4 protein-coding genes are annotated in these 5,864 nt (G+C 68.4%); all 4 read right to left on the minus strand.

The window, feature by feature from the left end; translation table 11 throughout:
- Window positions 1-101 precede the first annotated feature (101 nt).
- The gene (locus P7L68_RS19930) at window positions 102-314 is read right to left on the minus strand and encodes a hypothetical protein (protein ID WP_372001013.1); all 213 of its coding nucleotides are present in this window, start codon (window positions 312-314) and stop codon (window positions 102-104) included.
- A gap of 138 nt (window positions 315-452) precedes the next feature.
- On the minus strand, window positions 453-1,028 hold the full coding sequence (locus tag P7L68_RS19935) for a YcjF family protein (protein WP_372001015.1): 576 nt from the start codon (window positions 1,026-1,028) through the stop codon (window positions 453-455).
- Window positions 1,029-1,299: 271 nt separating this feature from the next.
- The gene (locus P7L68_RS19940; protein WP_372001017.1) at window positions 1,300-4,392 is read right to left on the minus strand and encodes an efflux RND transporter permease subunit; all 3,093 of its coding nucleotides are present in this window, start codon (window positions 4,390-4,392) and stop codon (window positions 1,300-1,302) included.
- Window positions 4,392-5,525 carry an efflux RND transporter periplasmic adaptor subunit gene (locus tag P7L68_RS19945; protein WP_372001019.1) on the minus strand — a complete coding sequence of 378 codons (1,134 nt, stop codon included), beginning with the start codon at window positions 5,523-5,525 and terminating at the stop codon, window positions 4,392-4,394. Before P7L68_RS19945 ends, P7L68_RS19940 begins: the two co-directional genes overlap by 1 nt.
- Between the last annotated feature and the right edge of the window lie 339 nt (window positions 5,526-5,864).

A 5,864-nucleotide genomic window follows, 5' to 3' on the forward strand; every position in this document is an offset into this window, starting at 1 on the left:
ACTCGGTCTTGCTCGGGGAAATCGTGCCCGGGAGATGCCCCCGGGAAGCGGATCGCGGCACAGCCGGCCGGAGCCGGTTCCGCGATGCGGTCTCGTGCCGCTCAGTTGCGCTTCGCCTTGCGCGCCACCACCGGGCGCGCCGGCTCGCGCGGCCGGGTGGCATAGAGCACCAGCAGCACCACGAAGGGCGTCAGCAGGATCGAGAGCAGGAAAGAGACGACGAAGCCCGGTTTGCGGCCGGCGCCACAGAGGCCGACCATCACCGACATGACGACGTAGATGATGGGGAGCATGAGGCCGGCAGTCGGCGGCATCGGGATGATCCTCTCGGTGCGCTGGTCGCAGGACCAGATGCGGCATGGTCAGGCGGCGGATGCCGCCCGCCCCGCCCCGCGGATGCGGCGACGGGAACGGGCGGCTGATCCGTTGGATCGACATCACTGGGATGGCGATCACGACGCCTTGGTGGCGGCAGGCTTGCCTTCGGCCTTCACGGCGTCGGCCGCGGCCTTCGCGGCCTCGGCGGTCGACGGGGCATCGGCCTTGGCGGCCTCGAATTCGGCCTTGAAGTGGTCGCGCAGCTGATCCGGGTTGAAGTTCAGCAGCGTGCCGCCGGTCTCGAAGTGCTGGATGAACACCCGGCCGATGGCATAGGTCACGGCGTAGGACACGGTGGGCGAAACCGCAAGGCCGATGACCGTGCCAACCACCGGCACCGACTTCACCAGGCTGGCGACGCCACCGACCAGGCTGGCCGCGGCGGTGCCGGGGACAACGGTGTTGGCCAGCGAGCCGACGATCGCCTTGGCGCGGTTCTCGCTGAACGGCACCTCATAGATCTTCGACAGCTCGTAGATCATCTTCACCTGCACGCCCGTGACCAGGGCCACGTCGAGCAGGGGGAAAGGCAGCAGGCCGGCGCCCGCGCCCCAGAGCGCGCAGCGCTTGACCAGCGAACGCGCATCATCGGCGCGCGCTTCGGGCGTGTAGACATCGGCGGGAGCAGCCGTCACTTCAGCGGTGGACATCGATCGCATCCTCATCCAGGGGCCCGGACCAGTCTTGCCGGGATCGGTCGGTAGGTCGGAAGGGGGGGAAGGGACGACAGCCCGTCGTGGGACAGTACCGTACGGGAAGACGGCGCCCGGCGGGCAAGGTCGTCCGTACCATACTGATGATCCACGCAGAGCGTGCCATTCTTCCTCTGAAACGCCAACGGAATTCCCGGGGACACCCGGCTCCGCCGGCGGTACGCCATCTGGAGGGCATCCGGCGGCGGGTATTTCACACCCGACGTCGTCATGATGCCGCCCGATCCTTCAATCTCTGCTGCAGCAGCGCATCGGGCGGTGGTGGCTCCACCAGCACCTTGCGCCGCTTCCGCGAGATCAGAGTATAAACCGCAGGTATGACGAACAGCGACACGAACGTACCGAAGGTCATACCGCCGACGATCACCCAGCCCAGTTCCCGGCGCCCGCCGGCGCCGGCGCCGGTGGCGATGGCCAGCGGCACCGCGCCCAGCACGGTCGCGATCGTGGTCATGATGATCGGCCGCAAACGGGTCTCGGCCGCCTCGATCACCGCCTCGGTCCGGTCGCGGCCGGCATCGCGCAGCTGGTTGGCGAATTCGGTGATCAGGATGCCGTGCTTGGCGATCAGGCCGATCAGGGTCACGAAGCCGATGAAGCTGTAGATGTTCAGCCCGCCGCCGGTCTCGCCCAGGGTGAAGATTGCCCCGGCCACCGCCAGCGGCGCCACCGCCAGCACGATCACCGGGTCGCGGAAACTTTCGAACTGGGCGGCCAGCATGAAGAAGATGAACACCAGCGCCAGCAGCAGCACCAGCCCGGCCGAACCGCTTTCCTGCGACGCGGTCGCGGCGTCGCCCGCCAGCACCGTCTTCATGCCCGGCTGCAGCACCTCGCCCATCAGCGGCATCAGCGCCTGGAAGGCTTCGGCCAGCTGATGACCGGGGGCGACCGCCGCCGTGAAGGTGGCCGAGCGCAGCCCGTCGGTGTGCTCCAGCGTGTCGGCGCCGACGGTCCGGCGCAGCTCCACGAAATCGCGCAACGGCAGCGGATCGACACTCTTGCCGCGGATTTCCAGCGTGTTGATCGTCTCCACCTGGCCCCGCCATTCCGGCGGCAGGTCGATGATCACCTTGTAGAGTTCGCCGCGGTTGGTGAAGGTGGAAACCGGGTTGCCGCCCAGCGCCGCCTGCAGCGTGTCGCCCAGCGCGGTTGCCGTCACCCCCTGCTCGCCCGCGCCGTCGCGGTCCAGCGTCACCTCCAGCTGCGGCCGGTCCAGTTCCAGGCTGGAGGCCGGGTCCGCGATCGACGGCAGCTCGCGCGCTTTCGTCACCAGCCGGTCCATGGTCCGGGCCAGATCGTCATAGCTGCCCGTGGTGGTGATCATCAGCTGGATCGGCCGCGAACTGCCGCCACCCCCCAGCGGGCTGACCTGCAGCACGTCGATCCGCAGGCCCGGGATCGCCGCCAGCAGCGGCTTCAGCGCATCGCCGATCTCGGTCGCGCTCCGGCTGCGCTCGGCCCAGGGCTTCAGCAGCAGATAGGCGCTGGCGGCGGACGGCTTCGGGCTGCCCAGCAGGGTCAGCACGCCGGAGGCCTCGGGCACGCTCTTCAGAACCGCCTCCACCCGGGCGACCTCGTCCTGAAGGTGGTCGAGGGTCGAGGTGCCGCGCGCCTCGATATCGAACAGGATATAGCCCTGATCCTCGACCGGGGCGAAGGCGAAGTTCAGCCGGCTGGTGGCCGAGAAGCCGATATAGAGTGCGGCGATCACGCCCAGCAGCACCAGCCAGCGCCGGTGCAGCAGCCAGCCCAGCAGGCGGCCATAGAGGCGGGCGAGTGCTTCGCTCGCCCGCTCCACCCGCCGGGCATAGCCGTGTTCGGCCCGTGCACCGATCAGCCGCGCGCACATCATCGGCGAGAGCGTGCGGGCGATGAAGCCCGAGATCAGCACGGCGCCCGCCAGGGTGAAGGCGAATTCCCGGAACAGCATGCCGATCTGGCCGCCGACCAGACCGATGGGCGCAAAGACCGCCGCAAGCGTCAGCGTGGTCGCGATCACCGCGAAGCCGATTTCGCGGCTGCCGAGGAACGACGCGGTGAAGGCGTCGAGCCCGTCATCGACATGGCGCTGGACATTCTCGATCTCGACGATCGCGTCATCGACCACAAGACCGATCGCCAGCACCACCGCCATCAGCGTCAGGGTGTTGATGCTGAAATCCATCGCCGCCATCAGCCCCAGCGTGCCCAAGAGCGACAGCGGGATGGTGACGAGCGCGATGGCGCTTGAGCGCAGAGAGCCCAGGAAGATGACCACCACGCCCAGCACCAGGGCGACCGCGATCGCAATCGTCTCGAACACCTCGTGCACCGAGGCATCGATATAGATCGTGCTGTCGAAGGCGATCTCCAGCCGGAAGCCGCCCGGCAATCCGGCCTGCAGGGCCGGCAGTTCCGCCTTTACCAGCTTCGCGATGTCGAGCGGGTTGGCCGTGCTTTGCGGCACGATGCCGACCGCGACCACGTCGCGGCCGTCGAAACGGATGGCGTTGTCCAGGCTTTCAGGCCCCACCTCCGCCCGGCCCAGATCGGAAATGCGCACCAGATAGCCCGGCTCGGCACGCACCACCAGACGGTCGAATTCGGCCGCGGTCGACAGCGCCCCTTCCACCACCACATCCGTGCGGTCGGTGCGGGTGCGGATTTCGCCGCCGGGCACATCGGCATTCTGGGCGACGATCGCCGCCCGGACATCGCCGATGGTGATGCCGTAAGAGGCCAGGCGGATCGGGTCGAGCACGATGCGGATGGCATAGCGCCGCTCGCCCAGCAAGGTTGCCTGGGCCACGCCGTCCAGGGCCGAAATCCGGGGGAGCAGCAGGCGGTTGGCGGTATCGCTGATCTCCAGCGCATCATGATTGTCGCTCGCCACCGTCAGGAACATGATCGGCTGGGCATCGAGCGACTGCTGTGCCACCACCGGCGCCCGCGCCGCCTGGGGCAGCGTATCGGTGAGCGGCGCCACCTTGTTGCGCACCTCGTTGGCGAGCAGCAGCCCGTCGAGCCCCAGGCGGAACTGGATCTGGACCAGCGACATGCCGGCCCGGCTCTGGGACGTGATCTGCTGCACGCCGGAAATGCCTGACACCGCCTGTTCGATCGGCGTCGTCAGCTGGCGCTCGACCTGTTCGGCCGCCGCCCCCGGATAGACCGTGGTGATGGTGACATAGGGAAAATCCATCGCCGGCAGCTGACGGATGGACAGGTGGTCGAGCGCATAAAGCCCCAGCAGCGCCAGGATCAGGTTGATCACGATCGCGAAGACCGGCCGGCGGATGCAGAGGTCGGAGATCAGCATCAGCCGGCCCCGCCCGCCGGTACCGGGTCGATGCGCATGCCGTCTTCGACCTTGAACTGGCCTTCGACGATGACGGGCGTGCCGGCATCCAGCCCGGTCACGATTTCCACCGTACCGCCGTCGCCATCGGCGCCGATGGTCACCGGGCGGCGAACGGCCTTGCCGTTCTCTGCGACATAGACGTAATCGCCGGACAGCGACGACATCACCGCCGGACGCGGCACCAGCACCGCCCCCGCCCGGCTGTCGAGCAGCAGATCGACATTGACGAACAGACCCGGATGGATCGGCCGGCCGCCGATCTCGGCCTCGCTCAATTCGGCACGGAGCAGGATGCTGCGGCTGTCGGGTTCGATCGACGGATCGACCAGCGTCACCCGGCCCCGGATCGGGTCCGGCCCCAGGCTGTGGGAGGACAGCGTGACGGGCAGGCCGGTTTTCAGCCGCGGCAGCAGTTTTTCCGACACCCGGAACGTCACCCGCAGGCGGGAGCGGTCCTCGACCGTCAGCGCCTCCTCGCCGGGGGAGAGAAAGCTGCCGACTTCGATCTTGCGGGTGCCGGCGACGCCGTCGATGGGCGCGCGCAGGGTCAGCAGGTCAAGCTGGGTCTGCTTCACCTCCAGCGCCGCCCGCGACGCCGCGACGGCGGCACGCGACCGGTCGATATCGGCGCGGGATTTGGTGCCGCGGCGGCCCAGCTCTTCGTCGCGCGTCAGATTCTGGGCGTCCAGCGCCGCGGTCGCCCTGGCGCTGGCAAGCTCGGCCTCGGCCACGCGGCGGTCCAGCCGCACCAGGGGCTGGCCCTGCCGCACCGGCTCTCCCTCGCGGAACAGCACCTCGACCACATGGCCGCCGGACTGGGGCGACAGCACGATACGCGCGACCGGCTCGACCGTGCCGAAAGTGATCAGGCGATCATGGGCCGTGCCGCGGCCGGCATCCGCCACACCCACCTTCATCGGCGGTGCAGCGGGGGCCTGCACGGGCGGGGCCGCGGCGGTTCCATCCGCCGCCGGGGTCCGGGAGGCACCCGGTGCCGGCATGCCGGGCACAAGACCGGCCTGCCAGGCCCAGCCGGCAGCACCCGCCAGGCCTGCAATGATCACCAGGGTGATCCAGCCTCTCGCCCTCATCCCTCTCCCCTGCCGCGACGCAACACACCGCGAACGGTCACCGGTACGGGGTGGAGGGTGACACGACATGGCATCACCTGTCTACCGAACCGCAACCAAAAATCCACTTGCACGGGAATATCTCCCGTCCTACCAATGAGCGCAACTTCATGGGCACCGAAACTGTGGCAGAATGCACCGTGCCGGGCCCATGGTCATCGATAGCAGGATCTGCGGCCGCCTTCACCTCTGCGCCTTTCGCCGATAAACGACCATCGACCGAAAGACCTCCAGGCAGGTTGCCGTATCGCCAGAGCCGCGCCTATCATCGCTCGATCACCAGCGGAATGAAGACTGCCG

Origin of the sequence: Tistrella mobilis (assembly GCF_041468085.1) — a bacterium.
Lineage (GTDB): Bacteria > Pseudomonadota > Alphaproteobacteria > Tistrellales > Tistrellaceae > Tistrella > Tistrella mobilis_A.

Bases quoted from the DNA above. Each gene is read 5' to 3' on its own strand.
- P7L68_RS19935 (WP_372001015.1), bottom strand. From the start codon at position 1,028: ATGTCCACCGCTGAAGTGACGGCTGCTCCCGCCGATGTCTACACGCCC.
- P7L68_RS19930 (WP_372001013.1), bottom strand. From the start codon at position 314: ATGCCGCCGACTGCCGGCCTCATGCTCCCCATCATCTACGTCGTCATG.
- P7L68_RS19940 (WP_372001017.1), bottom strand. From the start codon at position 4,392: ATGCTGATCTCCGACCTCTGCATCCGCCGGCCGGTCTTCGCGATCGTG.
- P7L68_RS19945 (WP_372001019.1), bottom strand. From the start codon at position 5,525: ATGAGGGCGAGAGGCTGGATCACCCTGGTGATCATTGCAGGCCTGGCG.